Source organism: Cryobacterium sp. N21 (assembly GCF_002929575.1).
Taxonomy (GTDB): Bacteria; Actinomycetota; Actinomycetes; order Actinomycetales; family Microbacteriaceae; genus Cryobacterium; species Cryobacterium flavum.
Genome location: NZ_PJJQ01000032.1, coordinates 127,482 through 143,363, shown reverse-complemented (window position 1 = coordinate 143,363; position 15,882 = coordinate 127,482). Strand labels below are relative to the sequence as shown.

Here is a 15,882-nt window from a genome sequence, read left to right as displayed (position 1 = left end):
CACTGTGACTGAAACCTTTACGGTCGACGATTCCGTCGAGCTCGCCGTCGTGGAGCGCAGCGGCTTCGTCGAATCCCGCCACGCCGGTTCGGCGATCGTGCTCGGCACCAACGGCGAGGTGTTGCGGGCGCTCGGCGACGTCACCAGCGCGGTCTTTCCGCGCTCGGCGATGAAACCGTTCCAGGCCGTCGCGGTCATGGCCAGCGGCGCCGCCCTGCGGGGAGCGGATGCCGCCATCGCTACCGCGAGTCACAGCGGCACCGCCGCCCACATCGAACTCGTTCGCGGCCTGCTCTCCCGGGCCGGAGTTCCGGAAACGGCGCTCGCGTGCCCTGCTGCCTGGCCGATCGACTCCGCCGCCCGAGACGCTCTCGTGCGCCTCGGTGCCACCAAGGCACCGGTCTACATGGAGTGCTCGGGCAAGCATGCGGCCATGCTCGTGGCCTGCCAGCAGAACGGCTGGGCGCTGGACGGCTATCTGGACCCGGCGCATCCGCTGCAAAAGCGCATCCTCGACGTGCTCGAACGCTTCACCGGCGAACGACCGGTCGCCTCCGGTATCGACGGCTGCGGCGCCCCGGTCCACGCGATCTCCCTCGGGGGCCTGGCGCGCGGGATCGCGCGCATTGCCACCAGCAAGTCCAACTCCCCGTTCGCGATCTACCGCGAGGCCGGTTTTCTGGCCGAAGCGGTGCGCGCCAATGGCTGGGTGGTGGCCGGTCCCGGCCACTCCGACAGCATCGTGATCGACCGGCTCGGCCTGTTCATGAAGGGCGGCGCGGAGGGAATCATGGTCGCAGCCGCCGAAAACGGTACCACCGTGGCATTGAAGATACTCGACGGCAACCTGCGGGCCGCCGCTGCGGTTGCAGTCAGCCTGCTGGCGGACGCTGGGGCGATCCAGCGAGCTGACGTCGCGCAGTTGCTGCCCGAGCTCGGCCTCACGGTTACCGGCGGCGGCCGTCCGGTCGGAGAGATTCGCGCCAGCTACATTTAGCTCAGCTTGGCCAGCCGCCGCGCCTTCGCCGCCCCGGACACCTGCACTGTCACGACCACGACAAGCGCGAGAATGAACACGGCCGACGCGAGCACGTTGGCCTCCGCCGGAATTCCGCGTGCCGCCGAAATGTAGATGTACTTGGGGAACGTCGTCACCGCCCCGGAGTTGAAGTTCGTGATGATGAAGTCGTCAAAGGACAACGCGAACGACAACAGAGCGGCCGCGAGAATGCCGGGCAGCAGCAGCGGAAAGGTGATGCGCGCGAATACCTGCCAGGCGGAGCCGTACAGGTCGCGGCCGGCTTCTTCCAGAGCCGGGTCGAGGCTGGCCACCCGGGCCTTCACCGTGACTACGACGAAGCTGATGCAGAACATGGTGTGCGCCAGAATGATCGTCAGCATGTCCTTCGGCACACCGAGCGACAGAAACTGCGCCGCCAGGCCGGCGCCGAGCACGACCTCCGGGGTGGCCATCGGCAAAAACAGCAGCAGGCTGGTCTGTGACCGAAACTTGAACCGGTAGCGCACGATGGCGATCGCGATCATGGTGCCGAGGGTGGTCGCGACGACCGTGGCCACGGCGCCGATGAACAGGCTGTTGCCGAAGGCTTGACAGACAGCACCATTTTGTACGTTGCAGACATTGAGCCACTTGTCGAAGGTGAATCCGCGCCAGGTGATGTTGGATTTGAGGGAGTCGTTGAAGGAGTAAACGAAGGTGTAGCCGATAGGAATCATCAGGAACAGCAGCGCCAACCCGCTGTAGACGGGCAGCAGCCATTTGCCGAGGGAGAGTTTCACAGCAGTTCCTCCGTTCCGGATCGCTTGACGTAGATACTGACGATCACCAGGATGACGGTCATCAGAATGATGGACAGGGCCGCCGCCGAGGGGTAATTCTGCAGCACGAGGAAGTTCGCCTCGATCACGTTTCCCATCATCTGGGTGCCGGTACCACCGAGAAAGTCCCGACTGGCGTTGATATAGTCACCGGCCGCAGGGATGAAAGTGAGCAGGGTGCCCGCCACGATGCCGGGCATCGACAGCGGAATGGTGATCTTGCGGAACACCTGGAATGGGCTCGCATAGAGGTCGTTGCCGGCCTCGAGGTAACGCACGTCGAGCCGCTCCAGCGTCGTGTACAACGGCAGGGTCATGAACGGAATGAAATTGTAGGTCAGGCCGAAGATCACCGAAAACGCGGTGCCGGTCACGTGTGCTTCCGGTCCCAGCAGCGAGAGCGCTTTGAGCGACTGCACCACGAAAGACTCGTCGGAGAACAGCTGCTTCCAGGCCAGGGTGCGCAGCAGAAAGCTGATGAAAAACGGTGCGATCACGAGTACGAGCATGAGGCTCTGCAGTAGCGGCCATTTGCGGGCTTTCACGCCGATAAAGTAGGCCAGCGGGTAGCTGATCACGAGCGCGAAGAACGTCGCGGCCAGTGCGTAGCTGAACGATCGCACGATGTGAGGCCAGTAGGTCGTGATGACCTCGGTGTAGTTCTGCCAGCGGAAGGCATAGTCGTACTGGCCGATGTCACCGAACTCCCGGGGCGTCTGAAACGACGTCAGCAGCAGCGAGACCAAAGGGGTCAGAAAAAACAGCACCAGATAGAGGATGCCCGGCAACAGCAGAAACAGCGCCACCGGGCTGCGACGCCGGGCGACGGGGTCGGTCGACGGCGCAGTCGCGGTCGAGAATGCGGCGAAGGCCATCCTTAGGCCTCCTCAAGCTCCGTGACGAGCAACGACCGACGCTGCTGCGCGATGGTCTTGGTGTCGAGATCCGCCTCGAACCGCGGAGCATCGGCTGGATCATCGTCGAGTCCGAAGCCGTGGTCGACGTTCCAGCTGAGCCACACTTCGGCACCGACGTGCGCGGCCGGGCCGAAAGCCACGTTCTGGGCGAACACGACGAGTGTTCCGACGCCGGGAACGGCGACAAGGTACTGCGTGCTGACGCCGCTGAACGACACATCGATGACCTTGCCCGGGCCCATCGTATTGCGTCCGGCGTCGTAGGCCGGTTCGTCGGCGTGCAGAGTGAGTTTTTCGGGGCGCACACCGATCGTGACCTCGCCCGAGATTCGGTGCGCGCGCTCAAGCGGCACCACGATCTTCTGCCCGGACACGTCGACCGCGATGGCGGTACTCGTGGTGGACACGACGGGGCCGGTGAACAGGTTGGACTGGCCGAGAAAGTTCGCCACGAAGGCGGTCTTGGGCAGTTCGTAGAGCTGCTGCGGTTCACCCATCTGCTCGATGCGCCCCTTGTTCATGACCGCGATGGTGTCGGCCATGGTCATGGCCTCCTCCTGGTCGTGGGTCACGTGCAGAAAAGTGAGGCCGACCTCCTCCTGGATGGTCTTCAACTCGAGCTGCATCTGGCGCCGCAGCTTGAGGTCGAGGGCCCCAAGCGGTTCGTCGAGCAGGAGCAATGCCGGCCGGTTGACGATGGCGCGGGCCAGGGCCACGCGCTGCTGCTGACCGCCGGACAACTGCTGCGGTTTGCGGTGGGCCAGGTGATCGAGCTCCACTAACAGCAGCGCCTCGTGCGCTTTGGCCACCGGATCGCCGATCTTGCGGCGGCGGAGACCGAAGGCGACGTTCTCGAGCACGGTCATGTGCGGAAACAGGGCGTAGCTCTGGAACACGGTGTTGACCGGGCGCTGGAAGGATTTCTGATTGGTCACATCCGTTCCCCCGATCAGGATGCGGCCGCTCGTGGGCTCTTCGAGGCCGGCGACCAGACGCAGGGTGGTCGTCTTGCCGCAGCCCGAGGGGCCGAGCAGCGCGAAGAACGACCCGGCCGGAATAGTGAGGTTGAGATTTTCAATAGCGGTGAACCCGGGGAAACGTTTCTCGATGCCGACCAGCTCCAGGTCGGCGCCACGATCAGCGAACGCACCGATGACCATCAGGCTGCACCCAGCAGGATCGCTTGGAACTGAGCGTTGAAGGTCTGCTCCTCTGTGCCGTCGAGCCCCCGGAACACGTAGGCGTTGGCGAGGGTCGCGTCGTCGGGAAAGATCAACGGATCTTCGGCCAGCGTCGGGTCGATGGCCATCATGGCTTCTTTGGCACCGGCGACGGGGGTGATGTAGTTGACGTAGGCGGCGACCTCGGCGGCGACGGCCGGGTCGTAGTAGTAGTTGATGAGTTCTTCGACGTTCTTCTTGCCCGGCGAACCGATCGGCACGACGAAGTTATCGTTCCAGAGCGTTCCGCCCTTTTCGGGAACGATGAAGCCCCACTTGTCGCCATTTTCGGCATTGAGCTGCACGATATCACCGGACCAGACGATCGCGGCCAGGGTGTCTTCGTTGGCGAGGTCTTCCTTGTAGGAGTTGCCCTTGATGTTGCGGATCTGGCCGTCGGAGACCTGCTTCTTGAATTCGTCGATGGCGGCGGTGTATTCATTTTCGCCCCATTTTCCGGAGATGTCGACGCCGTGATCGAGCATGATCAAGCCCATGGTGTCGCGCATTTCGGAGAGTACGCCGACGCGACCCTTCAGCTCGGGGACCCAGAGGTCTTCAACCGATTTGAGGCCCTGCGGGTACTTTTCCTTGTTCCAGGCCAGGCCAGCGAAGCCGCCCTGCCAGGGGATGCTCATAGCCCGGCCCGGGTCGAAGTCGACGTTCTGCAGTGACGGCAGGAGATTGGAGAGGTTGGGGATATTGGCGTGGTCGAGTTCCTGGGTGTAGCCAAAACGGATCATGCGGCTGACCATCCAGTCGGTCAGGCAGGCGACATCGGCTCCGATGTCCTGGCCGAGGGCGAGCTGGTCTTTGACCTTGCCGTAGTACGAGTTGTTGTCGTCGACGGCTTCGGTGTACTTGACCGAGATGCCGGTTTGCGCTTTGAACGCGTCGAGGGTCGGGTAATTGCCGGCATCGTCGACGTCGATGTACAGCGCCCAGTTGTCCCAGCGGATGGTCATGTCAGTAGCCGACGTGTCGGCCGCAGCGGTGGGCTTGGCCGCAGCTCCGGTGGAGCACGCGGCGAGCGCGAGAGCTGTTGCACCGGCACCGGCACCGGCGAGGAGAGTTCGGCGACCCAGCTGCGCCTTCTGCGCCTGGCGAATGAGCTGGCGAATCATGGGATCGGCGGGCAGCGGCTTGGACTTCATCATGGTTCTCCTAGCATTCTGGGCACGCACACGGTCAGACTCGCTGCGTTGCGAGTTGGTCGATAATTGCACATATCGGTGGTGGAAACACCTAAAAGAGTTCAAAACATTGATCTTGCAACCGATTTGTCACGAAATCAGCACAAACTCGCAACATTCGCCCTCGAAATCGTCGGTGCGCCACGACTAGGGTGGTGGCGATGAGCCGCTGGACCTCGGCCGAGGAGCGCGCTTCGAGAGAGGAACACCATGAGGATCGCCATTCCCACCGAGATCAAGAACAATGAGTTTCGGGTCGCGATCACCCCGGCGGGGGTGTACGACCTCGTGCTGCACGGTCACGACGTGCTCGTGCAGTCCGGCGCCGGCGTCGGTTCCTCCATCAGCGATGAGCAGTATGTCGCGGCCGGCGCGACGATTCTGCCGGACGCAGCGAGCATCTGGGCGGCCGCCGACCTGCTGCTCAAGGTCAAAGAGCCAGTCGACAGCGAGTACGGCTACTTTCGCGCCGACCTGGTGCTGTTTACTTACCTGCATCTCGCCGCAGAACCCGAGCTGACCCGGGCCCTGCTCGGCAGCGGAGTCACCGCGATCGCCTACGAGACCGTGCAGTTGCCCTCGCGAGCTCTGCCGTTGTTGGCGCCGATGAGTGAGGTCGCCGGCCGCCTCGCGCCGATCGTGGGGGCCAATGCCATGCTCAAGCCGAATGGCGGCCCCGGCCTGCTGGTGCCCGGCGTCCCTGGCACTCACCCGGCAAAGATCGCTGTGCTCGGCGGCGGGGTGGCCGGCACGGCCGCGATGCAGGTGTCGCTCGGGCTCGGCGCTGAGGTGACCGTGCTCGATACCAACCTGTTCCGGCTGCGCGAGATCGATGCCCTGCATTTTGGGCGGGTCAAAACCATTGCTTCGAACAGCTTTGAGATCGACAAGGCCGTCGTCGGAGCTGACATGGTCATCGGTTCGGTTCTCATTCCGGGAGCCAAGGCCCCGAAACTGGTCAGTAACGAGCTCGTGTCGCGCATGAAACCGGGCAGCGTGCTCGTGGATATCGCCGTGGACCAGGGCGGTTGCTTTGCCGACAGTCATCCCACCACGCACGCCGACCCCACCTTCACCGTGCACCGGTCGTTGTTCTACTGCGTCGCGAACATGCCCGGCGCGGTGCCGCACACCTCGACCTATGCTCTGACAAATGCGACCCTGCCCTATGTGCGCGCACTCGCCACGCTCGGCTGGGTCAATGCGTTGCGCGCGGATTCCGCCCTGGCCCAGGGGCTCAATACTTTCGCCGGGCACCTGACCAGCGCTCCCGTGGCGCTCGCTCACGGGTTGCCGCACCAGCCTGTCGCCGAGGTGTTGGTCTAGTCGGGGAGGATCGCCCTGGTCACCTCGCCGTTCGGGTGCAATACCCAGACCCGCCCGCGCCCGGGTGCCAACGGCGGCGGCAACTCCCGGCGGTGGCTGATCAGCCGAAAATCCGACAGGCTGCACCGGTCGAAGACCAGGCTGGCCGCAGTGTTGTTGGCCGTTGGGCCCCGCAGCCGGGCCAGCAACGTCCAGTGCGTCTGCCAGGTTTCGGCGTCACCGACGACGATCAGCTGACCCGCAGCATCCGTCTGGCCTGCCTCACCGGAAACCAGCAGAGCGGATGCCGCCGGCCCGCTCGTTCCCGCCAGTTCCAGAACCGGCACACCGAGGACGGTGCGCAGGCGGGTGGCTGCGCTCGTCGGCGACGATGACACGATCAGGAGCGGGCCACCAGTGGGAAGCGAATTGGGCAGGGCATCGGATTCCGTATCAAGCGTCGTGGCGGCAGGAACGGCCAGGGCCGCAACGGGAGCCAGCAGTTGCACGCGCAGGCCGCGCCACACTCCCCCGCCCGGAGGTAGCGCGGCGGTGTAGCTAGCCGATTGCCCTCCGGCCGCGAGGTGTTCCTGCACGCTCGGCAGTTTCAGCAGCAGGGAGCTCTGGCAGAGCGCAGCCAGCCCGGGAACCACGCTGGTGTGCCGTTGCACGGCGACAACGACGTGTACCCCCGCTGCCGGGCCGTCCCGCAGCAGGCCGACGAGCAGGTCGACGGCGGCCAGCCGGTGCTCGGGCTGCCAGCGGGCGCAGACGGAATCAAAATCGTCGAACAGTACCAACCGGGGTGAGGCCGCGGTCTGCTGCCCGGTTTCCACGCTGGTGCTGAGTCTCGCAAGGGCATCCCAGGCCGATTCGACGTCGGCGGTGACGAGGTAGATCCCGGTGTGAGATTCGGCCGCGCCGGCGACTGCCTCAGCCAGTGTGTGCAGCAGGGCGGATTTGCCCGAACCGGCTCCGCCGATAACGAGCAGATGCCCGTCAATCTCGGGATCGTAGGAGAACACACGGTACCGCTGGCGCTCGGGTTCGTCGAGCAAGCCCAGCGGAAAACCGGATGCGGCGGCCTCCGCGCTCGCCAGGTCGGCCGCCGTGACCACCGGCGGGAGCGCATCGAGCCAGGGCCGCCTCGGGACGAATCCGCCCGCTGCCGACAACACCGGCGGTGCCGACATCGGCGCGGCAGCGAGGCCGGCGATGTCGAGTTCCCGGGTCGTCGCGACCTGGCAGAGCACCGGTTCTCCGGTTTCGGTGGCGATCAGGCACCGTCCGGGCTGATTCGGTGCCAATTCGGCCGCAGCATCCGTGCCGATCACCGCCTGGCTGTCGGCACGGTTGTTCACCCGCAAGGACAGGCGCAGGCTGCAGTTGGCCAGCAGGGCGTCTCGCACCACCCCGGCCGGTCGTTGGGTACAGAGGATGAGGTGCACACCGAGCGACCGTCCACGCGCGGCAATGTCGACAAAGAGGGCGTGCAGCTCGGGGAACAGCCCGAGCATGGTGGCGAATTCATCGACGACAATGACCAGCCGGGGCAGCGGATGCGTCAGGCGCACGTCGGTCACGTCCCGCGCCCCGGCCGAACTGAGGGTGCGCTCCCGGTAGCGAAGTTCTGCTCCCAGGCTGGCCAGGGCCCGCGTCGCCGTGGCCGCGTCGAGGTCGGTGATGAGGCCAACGCAGTGCGGCAGCCGAGCCAGCGGTTGAAAAGCCGCGCCGCCCTTGAAATCGACCAGCAGAAAGTTCACCTGGCCCGGCGAATAGGTCGCGGCCAGAGCTGCCACCCAGGTGGTCAGGAGCTCGCTCTTGCCGCTGCCGGTAGTTCCGCCGACCACGGCGTGCGGCCCGGATCGCACCAGGTCAACGTGCACCGGCCCGTCTCGGCCGACACCGATCGGGCAGTCGAGGCTCGGCGGAGCTGTCCCACCGGTGATTGCCGGGGCATCGGTGCCGTCTTCGAGCAGTTCCGCCAGGGTGAGCGTGGTCGGGAGCGCCCCGGATTCCCTTGCCATCCCGGCGGCACGGGCCTGCTCGGTGAGGGCCACCGCGAAGTCGATCGCCTCAGCTTGGGCGAGCAGCTCCGGGCAAAAGTCGAGGGGCGGCGCGCGATTGGGCGCACGGATGATCTGCGCCCTGGTCGGCCCAGCGATGCGCACGACCGTTCCGCAGCCTGGGGGCAGGTCCTCGAGCCGCGTTGCCACGGCCAGGAGCAGCCGCCCGCGATCGGGTTCGCCTCCCAGCGGATGCACGGAGGTGACCGTTCGCAGCAGTAGCGTGAGCCGTCGCGGCGTTACTACGGCCTGCGGCAGCTGCGCCGCCCAGTCCCAGTCGGTGGCCTGAGCGTCGGTGGCGATTGCGACGCCAAGGTCGGTCGGCGGCAGAGCGAAACACAGTTGCACGAGCACGGCGCGGGCAACGCCCGCTGCGAGCGGCATCGGTCCGACGATACCGAGTCCGGACGTCAGGTCGACGACGACCGGAGCGCCGGTGACGGTCGAGGCCCACTCCCGAAGTTCCCGGTGCTCGTTTGGGGCGCTCGCACCGCCCAGTCGGATACCACTCGGGGCCGGGCCGACGCCCAGCGCGACGAGCGTGGCATCCGTTTGCCGCCAGCGCGCGGCAGCAGCACATCCTCGCACAATATTTCGGGCTGATGGGGTGTGCTGCCAGGCCTCGTCGCGCCAGCGGGACTGGCGGTCGGTGATGACCGTACGCAGCAGCGCCAGGGCTTCGGCGTGAGCGGCCGATTCAGTCCGGCGGCGTTTGCCACCCGAGCGCTTGGAATCGAACATGCTGGCCACCGTGATGATCGGGCTGAGAACGGCGAAGATCAGCGCGAAAGCCGAGCCGGTGATCATCCAGATCAGCCCGGCAGCAACCAGGGGCGCCACGCTGGCGAGCAGGGGGAATCCCGCCGGAGGCAGACTAGCTGGCGCGGGTGGCAGCGCGAGGGTTTCATCGACGGTGGACACGCAACCAGCAGACCAGAATGCTGACCTAGGACGATCCTCGACGGGACTATCGGTGCACGATCGCAGGTGGTGCGTAGCTGTGGAGGAGGCGGCTCAGCTGATGCTGAAGGACTGGTCGGCGATCTCCACCCGGGTGCCGCGCGGAAGAACGTACCGTCGCCCCGGTTCGAGCGCCTCGGCCGTTTCACCGGGGCGGCGAATCACCGTGCCGTTGCCCGAGACGCGGTCGCTGACCCAGAACTCGCCGTCGTGCTGGCCGAACTCGAGGTGAGTCTTGGAGACCGAGCGGTCGGCATCCGCTACCCGTATGAGTTCGTCGAAAATCTCATCGGGTTGGGCCAGGGGTTTACGGCCGATCAGGCCGGAGCCCTGCACGGATACCCGCTGGCCGGTGCTGAAGGTCAACACGAAGGTCGCCCGGGTCGGCATCACTGCGGCGGGGAGCGCGGCCCGTGATGCAGGCGGTGCAGCGCTCACGACAGCCACGGCCCGCACCGGAGCCGGCACCTCAGCGGGAATCGATACGGAGATGACGACTGGCGCGCGCGGCAGGCGCGCAATGATCGTCGTGTCGTTCGGGCGAGGGTCCGGGCGCTTGCGCGATTCCACGGTGGCTGTGCGGGAACTGCCGCATTCGCCGCAGAACATGGCCCCGACTGGCAACCAGGCCCCGCAAATCTGACACGTCACGATCACTCGGCCTAGACCTTCTTGACCACGCTGGACTTGAGCTGCATGAATCCGAAACCATCGACCTTGCAATCGATGTCGTGACCGTCGACCGGGTCAACGAGGCGAATGTTGCGCACCTTAGTTCCGACCTTGACCGACAACGTCTGGCCCTTGACCTTGAGGTCTTTGATGATCGACACGGTGTCACCGTCGGTCAGCACGGTTCCGAACGCGTCTTTGACCTGGGCTTCCTGCTCTTCCTCGACCGGCTCGTTCGACCACTCGTGGGCGCAGAGCGGGCACACCAGCAGGGCACCCATTTCGTAGGTCAGGTCGCTGGAACATTCAGGGCACTTGGGCAGGGTCTCATTCACTCGTTCCATAATACGCGACTGATGCTTTGCGACTATCGGCGGCCGACCCGCACGCGCCAGAGCCGCCCGGCGATGATGGCCGCAGCGACCATGACCATCAGCGGAATGTAGGCGACGACAGAGGAGGCTTCCCAGCCGATCCCAATTCCGGACTTCCGGTTGAACGCCGATACCGGCAGCCCGAGAAAGTACGACTCGGCCGACTCGGCTCCGCTGTCCAGTAGGGCCGAGAGCATACCGGCCGTGTAGGTGAAGGCCAGGGTCCACCAGAGCAGCAGCAGGCCGGTGAACCAATAGATCGCCCGATTCCAAGAGGGCCGGCTGTCGCGGCCGGTTTCGGCGAAACTTCGAGCCAGGGTGCGGGGTGAGCCGAGCGAGTCGAGGGCGGCGGCGATGCCGCGGGCTGCCGCATCCACCGTGATGTTGTCGCGAATCTCGCGCAGGATCGATCGGCGCTCGCGCGACGACAGGGACTCTTCCAGCCAGAGGTCGAGCCGGAACAAATAGGACTCGCGGCGACGCCAGACTCCGAAGGAAGATCTGGCCTCGATGGTTTGCGTGTTCATTTCTGATCCTCTCCGGCTAAAGCTTCTGTGGGGGTGACGCCGAGGCCCGTCTGCACGATCGCCGTCAGGGAGTGCCAGCGCGCCGTGGCGAGCACGAGGGCCGCCTCCCCCGCCGCGCTCAGCGAGTAATACTTGCGCGCCGGGCCCGCAGTGGATGCCACCAGGCGGCTGGTGAGCGAGCCGTCCTGTTCCAGGCGCGACAGCACCGGGTAGACCGTGCCGGTCGCGAGGTCTCGAAGGCCGATGTTCTGCAGCCGAACAACGAGTTCGTAACCGTACGACTCGGCAGACTGCAGCTGGCTCAGAATGAGCATGGGCAGCACCCCACGCAGGGACTGCGCGTCTTGTGGCACGGCCGGTGTGCTCGGTGGGTGGGCCATAGCTACTACCTTACGACAGGTAGTAGGTCATGCCTAATAGCTACGATCAGGTCTCTGGCACCTCGTAGGGTTCGACCGCGAGCACATCGACCACGATTGCGGTGACATTGTCGCGACCGCCATTGTCGAGGGCCGCCTCAACCATCGCGGCGACGGCATCCGCTGCCAGCTTCTTCTCGAGCAGGAAATGCCGGATGCCGTAGGACGTGAGCTCCTTAGTGAGCCCGTCGGAGCAGACCAGAATGCGCATGCCGGCCTGAATCGGCAGGATGCGGTAGTCGGGAATCGGTGGTTCGTGAAAGCCGACGGCGCGCGTGATGATGTTGCCGTGCGGGTGAACGTCGGCCTCTTCCCGGGTGATGCGCCCAGCGTCGACGAGTTCCTGCACGACCGAGTGGTCATTCGTGACCTGCTCGAGCACACCGTCAGTCAGCTGGTACACCCGAGAGTCACCGATGTTGTAGACGATCCAGCTGACCGCATCCGAGACCAGGGCCAAGGCGACACCGGTCACCGTGGTTCCGGTGCCTTGGTCGGTGACGCCGACCCCCTGCGCCATATCCTCGACCGCGAGCGCGAGCGCCCGGTCGATCGAACCGGCCTCGGCCACGAGGGTTCCGGAAAGTTCGGCGAGTCGGGTCACCACGGCAGCGCTGGCGACGTCACCGGCCGAGTGACCGCCCATGCCGTCAGCGACGGCGAACAGCGGCGGTAGGGCGAGCAGGCTGTCTTCGTTCACCTCACGGCGATGACCGACATCGGTCAGGACTGCCCACGCCAGCGTTAACGTCGTTGCAACGCTGGGCAGTTCGACACGAAATTCGGTCGAACCTTGACCAATCTGGGTCACGGGTGGTGCCTTCCGAGTGTGGTTCCAACGTTCGCCGAAGGACTTGGACCATAATAACGTCACCGCTTGGCGCCACCGCACCGCCTAGTGTCCGATGTAGCTCATCACGTGCTTGATCCGGGTGTAATCCTCGAACCCGTACATCGAGAGGTCCTTGCCATAGCCGGAGTGTTTGAAACCGCCGTGTGGCATCTCGGCGACGATGGGGATGTGTGTGTTGATCCAGACGCAACCGAAGTCCAGATGCTTGGCGAAACGCATCGCACGACCGTGATCGCGCGTCCACACCGACGAGGCCAGACCGTACTGCACGTCGTTCGCCCAACGCAACGCCTCGGACTCATCGGTGAAGCGCTGCACGGTCATCATCGGGCCGAAGATCTCCTGCTGCACCGCCTCATCCGTCTGCTTGAGGCCACTGACAATGGTCGCTTCATGAAAATACCCGGTGCTGCCGACCCGGTGTCCGCCGAGTTCGAGCACGGCGTGGTCGGGCAGCCGGTCGACGAAGCCGGACACCTGGGCGAGCTGGTTGACATTGTTGACCGGTCCGAACAGGATTCCCTGCTCGCTCGGGGCTCCGGTGCGAGCGTTGTCCCTGGCATAGGCGGCGAGCGCTGCGACGAATTCGTCGTGGATGCCGCCCTGCACGAGCAACCGGGTAGCCGCGGTGCAGTCCTGGCCGGCGTTGAAGAAGCCGGCGGCGACGATCCCGGCAACGGCGAGCTCGATATCGGCGTCGTCGAACACGATCACCGGTGCCTTGCCGCCCAATTCCAGGTGCACCCGCTTGAGGTCGTGTGACGCAGCCTCGGCAACGGCCATTCCGGCTCGTACCGAACCGGTGATCGAGACAAGTTGCGGGGTCTTGTGATCGACCATCGCGGCACCGGTGGTGCGGTCCCCGGTGATCACGTTGAGCACGCCGGCCGGCAAAAATTCCGCCGCGACCTCGGCGAGCAGCAACGTCGCACTCGGGGTGGTGTCCGAGGGCTTGAGCACGGTTGTATTACCGGCGGCGAGCGCGGGCGCGAACTTCCAGACCGCCATGTTCAACGGGTAATTCCACGGAGTGACCTGGCCGACGACACCGATCGGCTCACGCCGGATGAACGAGGTGTGGTCCGTCATATACTCGCCGGCCGCACGCCCTTCGAGGTTGCGCGCGGCGCCGGCGAAGAAGCGGATCTGGTCGACCGAAAGCAAAATCTCGTCGTCTACCAGGGTCGAGCGCGGCTTGCCGGTATCGAGCGACTCGGCATCGGCGAATTCCTCGGCACGCGCCTCAATCGCGTCCGCTATGCGAAACAGCGCGAGCTGCCGCACGGCCGGGGTGCTCTCGCCCCAGATTTCAAAAGCGGATGCCGCGGCCCGGTAGGCCGTATCAACATCTGCCGCGGTCGACACCGGGCTGCTTCCGTAGATCGCTTCGGTGGCAGGGTCGATGAGGTCGAACCGATCCGTCGCGGTGGAGTCGACGTACCGGCCGTTGATAAAGTTACGTAGTTCGGGGGCACTCATGCGGCCCAGTGTACCTATTTCAATGTGAGATGCACCCAGATTCACAAATGAAATCCGCAGTGATTTGCATAATGTGCGACGGATTCGCTTGCCGAAGTGCATTTTGACTGACACAATCGATGCATGAATGGACAAAGGCGCGGTCACCCGCCCAAGCTGGCCCAGCTCGACGATGTGTCGAAAAAGATCATCGAACAGCTGCAGGCCGACGGACGTCGGTCGTACGCAGAGATCGGCAAAGCCGTCGGTCTCAGCGAGGCGGCCGTGCGTCAACGGGTGCAGAAGCTCACTGACTCGGGCGTCATGCAGGTCGTCGCCGTGACGGACCCGATGCAGCTGGGCTTCTTTCGCCAGGCCATGATCGGAATTCGCGCGTCGGCCGATACCCGCATACTGGCCGAGCAGCTGGCCGAGATCGATGCCGTGGACTACGTCGTGCTCACGGCCGGCACCTTTGACATTCTTGCCGAGGTCGTCTGCGAAGACGACGACGAACTGCTCGAACTGCTCAACTCCAAGATCCGCAATCTCGATGGAGTCCTCTCCACCGAGACGTTCGTTTATCTCAAACTCCACAAACAGTTCTATAACTGGGGAACACGGTAAAAAAATGACTCTCACCACACCCATCGATTCACCGACCGCGTACAGCGACGCCCACAACGCCGAGCTGCAGCAAAAGGCCAAGGATCACCTCTGGATGCACTTCTCCCGTCAGTCGGTGATGGAATCCGGCGCTGGAGTTCCCATCATCGTCAAGGGCCAGGGCCATCAGATCTGGGATTCCAAGGGCAAGAAGTACATCGACGGCCTGAGCGGTCTGTTCACGGTCAACGCCGGCCACGGCCGCAAGCGTCTCGCCGAGGTCGCCGCCAAGCAGGCCGAAGAACTCGCCTTCTTCCCGATCTGGTCCTACGCCCACCCGAACGCGATCGAACTCGCCGACAGGCTCGCCAGCTACGCCCCGGGTGACCTCAACCGCGTGTTCTACTCCACCGGCGGCGGTGAAGCCGTGGAGACCGCATTCAAGCTTGCCAAGTACTACTGGAAGCTGATGGGGCGCCCGACCAAGCACAAGGTCATCTCCCGTAACGTTGCCTACCACGGCACCCCGCAGGGAGCGCTGGCCATCACCGGCATCCCGGCGATGAAGGAGATGTTCGAACCGGTCACCCCGGGCGGTTTTCGCGTTCCCAACACGAACTTCTATCGGGCCGACGAGATGAGCCCTGGCCTCGGCCTCGGCGACAACCTCGAGGTGTTCGGCCAATGGGCCGCGAACCGCATCGAAGAGATGATTGAGTTCGAGGGCCCCGAAACCGTTGCGGCTGTCTTCCTGGAGCCGGTACAGAACTCCGGCGGCTGCTTCCCGCCGCCCCCCGGCTACTTCAAGCGCGTGCGAGAAATCTGCGACAAGTACGACGTGCTCCTGGTCGCCGACGAGGTCATCACAGCATTCGGCCGCATCGGCAACATGTTCGCCTCGACGACCTATGACATCCAGCCCGACATGATCACCTGTGCCAAGGGCATGACCAGCGGATACTCGCCCATCGGCGCGACCATTGTCAGCGACCGCATCTACGAACCGTTCAAACACGGCGACACGACGTTCTACCACGGCTACACCTTCGGCGGCCACCCGGTCTCCTCGGCGGTTGCCCTGGCCAACCTCGACATCTTCGAAGAGGAAAAGCTCAACGAGAACGTTCGCGAGAATTCGCCGCTGTTCCGCAAGGAACTGGAGAAATTGCTCGACCTGCCGATCGTCGGTGACGTGCGTGGTGCCGGTTACTTCTTCGGCATCGAACTGGTCAAGGACAAAGGCACCAAGGAAACCTTCAACGACGAAGAGTCCGAGCGTCTGCTGCGCGGGTACCTGTCGAAGGCGCTCTACGAAGCCGGCCTGTACTGCCGCGCCGACGACCGCGGCGACCCGGTTATCCAACTCGCTCCGCCGCTGACCGTGGGCCCAACGGAATTCGCCGAGATCGGCGAGATTCTGCACGGCGTGCTGTCGGAGGCTCCGAAGTACATCTAGTGCGCCTCGCAACCGGC

At 64.6% G+C, this 15,882-nt stretch carries 15 protein-coding genes; 4 read left to right on the top strand and 11 right to left on the bottom strand.

Going from position 1 to position 15,882, the window contains the following annotated elements; all coding sequences use genetic code 11:
* The first annotated feature begins 4 nt into the window (after positions 1–4).
* Positions 5–997 carry an asparaginase gene (locus tag CXY77_RS09340; RefSeq protein ID WP_104129980.1) on the top strand — a complete coding sequence of 331 codons (993 nt, stop codon included), beginning with the start codon at positions 5–7 and terminating at the stop codon, positions 995–997.
* Here the strand turns inward: CXY77_RS09340 and CXY77_RS09335 are convergent.
* Genes CXY77_RS09335 through CXY77_RS09320 form a run of 4 tightly spaced genes read right to left on the bottom strand, consistent with a single transcriptional unit; the run spans position 994 to position 5,130 of the window.
* A complete protein-coding gene (locus CXY77_RS09335) occupies positions 994–1,800 on the bottom strand; it encodes an ABC transporter permease (RefSeq protein WP_174774976.1) in 807 nt (268 codons plus the stop codon). The genes CXY77_RS09340 and CXY77_RS09335 overlap by 4 nt on opposite strands.
* Positions 1,797–2,714 carry an ABC transporter permease gene (locus CXY77_RS09330; protein ID WP_092340893.1) on the bottom strand — a complete coding sequence of 306 codons (918 nt, stop codon included), beginning with the start codon at positions 2,712–2,714 and terminating at the stop codon, positions 1,797–1,799. Before CXY77_RS09330 ends, CXY77_RS09335 begins: the two co-directional genes overlap by 4 nt.
* A gap of 2 nt (positions 2,715–2,716) precedes the next feature.
* Positions 2,717–3,916, bottom strand: coding sequence for an ABC transporter ATP-binding protein (locus CXY77_RS09325; RefSeq protein ID WP_104088758.1), 1,200 nt, complete (start codon positions 3,914–3,916; stop codon positions 2,717–2,719).
* On the bottom strand, positions 3,916–5,130 hold the full coding sequence (locus CXY77_RS09320) for a PotD/PotF family extracellular solute-binding protein (protein WP_104088897.1): 1,215 nt from the start codon (positions 5,128–5,130) through the stop codon (positions 3,916–3,918). The genes CXY77_RS09325 and CXY77_RS09320 overlap by 1 nt, the downstream gene beginning before the upstream one ends.
* A 249-nt stretch (positions 5,131–5,379) precedes the next feature.
* On the opposite strand from CXY77_RS09320, the gene ald reads away from it, so the two are divergent.
* The gene (gene ald, locus CXY77_RS09315) at positions 5,380–6,495 is read left to right on the top strand and encodes an alanine dehydrogenase (RefSeq protein WP_092340889.1); all 1,116 of its coding nucleotides are present in this window, start codon (positions 5,380–5,382) and stop codon (positions 6,493–6,495) included.
* On the opposite strand, the gene CXY77_RS09310 is transcribed toward ald, so the two are convergent.
* The 7 genes from CXY77_RS09310 to CXY77_RS09280 all read right to left on the bottom strand — a co-directional run bounded on the left by CXY77_RS09310 (position 6,492) and on the right by CXY77_RS09280 (position 13,824).
* Positions 6,492–9,461, bottom strand: a complete 2,970-nt coding sequence (locus CXY77_RS09310) for an FtsK/SpoIIIE domain-containing protein (RefSeq protein WP_104129979.1) — start codon at positions 9,459–9,461, stop codon at positions 6,492–6,494. The two genes, ald and CXY77_RS09310, sit on opposite strands and share 4 nt — an antisense overlap.
* Before the next feature lie 93 nt (positions 9,462–9,554).
* A complete protein-coding gene (locus tag CXY77_RS09305; RefSeq protein ID WP_233197327.1) occupies positions 9,555–10,070 on the bottom strand; it encodes an FHA domain-containing protein in 516 nt (171 codons plus the stop codon).
* A 92-nt stretch (positions 10,071–10,162) separates the two neighbouring features.
* Positions 10,163–10,516, bottom strand: coding sequence for a zinc ribbon domain-containing protein YjdM (locus CXY77_RS09300; RefSeq protein ID WP_134505289.1), 354 nt, complete (start codon positions 10,514–10,516; stop codon positions 10,163–10,165).
* A 23-nt stretch (positions 10,517–10,539) separates the two neighbouring features.
* Positions 10,540–11,073 carry a hypothetical protein gene (locus CXY77_RS09295; RefSeq protein WP_092340885.1) on the bottom strand — a complete coding sequence of 178 codons (534 nt, stop codon included), beginning with the start codon at positions 11,071–11,073 and terminating at the stop codon, positions 10,540–10,542.
* Positions 11,070–11,453 (bottom strand): PadR family transcriptional regulator, encoded by a 384-nt coding sequence (locus CXY77_RS09290; protein ID WP_092340883.1) that lies wholly within the window; start codon positions 11,451–11,453, stop codon positions 11,070–11,072. Before CXY77_RS09290 ends, CXY77_RS09295 begins: the two co-directional genes overlap by 4 nt.
* 46 nt (positions 11,454–11,499) lie before the next feature.
* Complete coding sequence (locus CXY77_RS09285; RefSeq protein WP_369831299.1) at positions 11,500–12,303, bottom strand: PP2C family serine/threonine-protein phosphatase; 804 nt, start codon at positions 12,301–12,303, stop codon at positions 11,500–11,502.
* A gap of 84 nt (positions 12,304–12,387) precedes the next feature.
* A complete protein-coding gene (locus CXY77_RS09280; protein ID WP_092340881.1) occupies positions 12,388–13,824 on the bottom strand; it encodes a gamma-aminobutyraldehyde dehydrogenase in 1,437 nt (478 codons plus the stop codon).
* 123 nt (positions 13,825–13,947) lie between these two features.
* Between CXY77_RS09280 and CXY77_RS09275 the strand changes: the two genes are divergently transcribed.
* Both CXY77_RS09275 and CXY77_RS09270 read left to right on the top strand, forming a co-directional pair.
* On the top strand, positions 13,948–14,430 hold the full coding sequence (locus tag CXY77_RS09275) for an Lrp/AsnC family transcriptional regulator (RefSeq protein ID WP_092340880.1): 483 nt from the start codon (positions 13,948–13,950) through the stop codon (positions 14,428–14,430).
* Between the two features lie 4 nt (positions 14,431–14,434).
* Entirely contained in the window at positions 14,435–15,865 is a 1,431-nt protein-coding gene (locus tag CXY77_RS09270; protein WP_092340879.1) for an aspartate aminotransferase family protein, read from the top strand.
* Positions 15,866–15,882 lie beyond the last annotated feature (17 nt).

Bases quoted from the DNA above. Each gene is read 5' to 3' on its own strand.
- CXY77_RS09270 (WP_092340879.1), top strand. From the start codon at position 14,435: ATGACTCTCACCACACCCATCGATTCACCGACCGCGTACAGCGACGCC.
- CXY77_RS09300 (WP_134505289.1), bottom strand. From the start codon at position 10,516: ATGGAACGAGTGAATGAGACCCTGCCCAAGTGCCCTGAATGTTCCAGC.
- CXY77_RS09330 (WP_092340893.1), bottom strand. From the start codon at position 2,714: ATGGCCTTCGCCGCATTCTCGACCGCGACTGCGCCGTCGACCGACCCC.
- CXY77_RS09320 (WP_104088897.1), bottom strand. From the start codon at position 5,130: ATGAAGTCCAAGCCGCTGCCCGCCGATCCCATGATTCGCCAGCTCATT.
- CXY77_RS09275 (WP_092340880.1), top strand. From the start codon at position 13,948: ATGAATGGACAAAGGCGCGGTCACCCGCCCAAGCTGGCCCAGCTCGAC.
- CXY77_RS09325 (WP_104088758.1), bottom strand. From the start codon at position 3,916: ATGGTCATCGGTGCGTTCGCTGATCGTGGCGCCGACCTGGAGCTGGTC.
- CXY77_RS09280 (WP_092340881.1), bottom strand. From the start codon at position 13,824: ATGAGTGCCCCCGAACTACGTAACTTTATCAACGGCCGGTACGTCGAC.
- CXY77_RS09295 (WP_092340885.1), bottom strand. From the start codon at position 11,073: ATGAACACGCAAACCATCGAGGCCAGATCTTCCTTCGGAGTCTGGCGT.
- ald (WP_092340889.1), top strand. From the start codon at position 5,380: ATGAGGATCGCCATTCCCACCGAGATCAAGAACAATGAGTTTCGGGTC.
- CXY77_RS09290 (WP_092340883.1), bottom strand. From the start codon at position 11,453: ATGGCCCACCCACCGAGCACACCGGCCGTGCCACAAGACGCGCAGTCC.